The sequence below is a fragment of the Actinotalea fermentans genome (assembly GCF_007991475.1).
Taxonomy (GTDB): domain Bacteria; phylum Actinomycetota; class Actinomycetes; order Actinomycetales; family Cellulomonadaceae; genus Actinotalea; species Actinotalea fermentans.
Genome location: NZ_BJYK01000021.1, coordinates 1 through 1,236 on the forward strand (window position 1 = coordinate 1; position 1,236 = coordinate 1,236).

The window sequence follows — 1,236 nt, forward strand, 5'->3', positions numbered from 1 at the left end:
GGGCGGGTTCAAGCGGTGGTCGCAACGAGTTCTGCGAACTTCTCCGATGGTGTCATGTAGCCCAGGGTCTTTCGGGGGCGACCGTTGAGGCTGTCCTGGATGCGGTTGAGCTCGGTGCGGCTGACCAGGCTCAGGTCGGTGCCCTTGGGTAGGTATTGGCGCAGGAGCCCGTTGGTGTTCTCGTTGCTGCCGCGCTGCCAGGGTGAGTGTGGGTCGCAGAAGTAGATCGGGATGCCGGTCGCGGCGGTGAACGCGGCGTGCTTGGCCATCTCCGCGCCCTGGTCCCAGGTGATCGTGCGCCGCAACGACACCGGCAGCGCGGTGATCGCCTCGCGCATCGCGGCCTCGACGTGCTCGGCGCTCTTGCCCTGGCCCAGGTGCAGCAGCAGCGTGAGTCGCGTCGAACGCTCCACGAGGGTGCCGACCGCGCTGCGGCTGTGCTCGCCCAGGATGAGGTCGCCTTCCCAGTGCCCGGGAACGGCGCGGTCCTCGACCTCGGCCGGCCGGTCGCTGATCATGACCATGCCGGGGATCCGCCCGCGTCCGTCGACCGCCGTGCGGGGCTTGCGGGCAGTTCGTCCCGAGCGCAGACAGCGGGCGAGCTCACGGCGCAGCTCACCGCGGCCCTGGACGAACAGCGACTGGTAGATCGTCTCGTGGCTCACATGCATCTCCGGGTCGCCGGGATGCTCCAACCGTAGGCGGGCGGCGATCTCCTGCGGCGACCACAGCTCCTCGAGCCTCGTGGCGACCTCCTGCGCCAGCCGACCCGCCGCGAGCTTGAACGCCTTGGGTCGACGGGCCTGGGCGCGGGCGCGCTCGTGGGCACCCCAGGCGGAGTACTCCTCCCGGCCGCCGGCGCGGGCCACCTCCCGGCTGATCGTCGAGACCGCGCGTCCCAGCTGGGCGGCGATCGCCGTCAACGACAGACCTCGAGCCAATCCCGCCAGGATCTGCTCCCGCTCGGTGAGCGTCAGACAGCCCGCGCGGGGCTCCCACCCGAACGGCTTGGCGCCCACGTGCCGACCGGTGCGGACCATGATCCCGACCATCGGCGCGGTGCACCCGATCTCGCGCGCGATGTCGACCAGCCGCCAGCCCTTGGCGTGCAACCGCAACGCGAGCTGCTTCTGCTCCCGGCTGAGATGACCATGCTTGCCCTGCATCCGGACCCTCCCGTGATCAGCTTCCGCCTCATCTCACAGGACCCCTTGCACTGACCGCTTGAACCCGCCC

At 70.3% G+C, this 1,236-nt stretch carries 1 protein-coding gene; it reads right to left on the reverse strand.

The genetic code is table 11. The features are described from left to right. Nucleotides 1-8: 8 nt before the first annotated feature. Nucleotides 9-1,166, reverse strand: a complete 1,158-nt coding sequence (locus AFE02nite_RS17215) for an IS30 family transposase (protein ID WP_146820116.1) — start codon at nucleotides 1,164-1,166, stop codon at nucleotides 9-11. Nucleotides 1,167-1,236 lie beyond the last annotated feature (70 nt).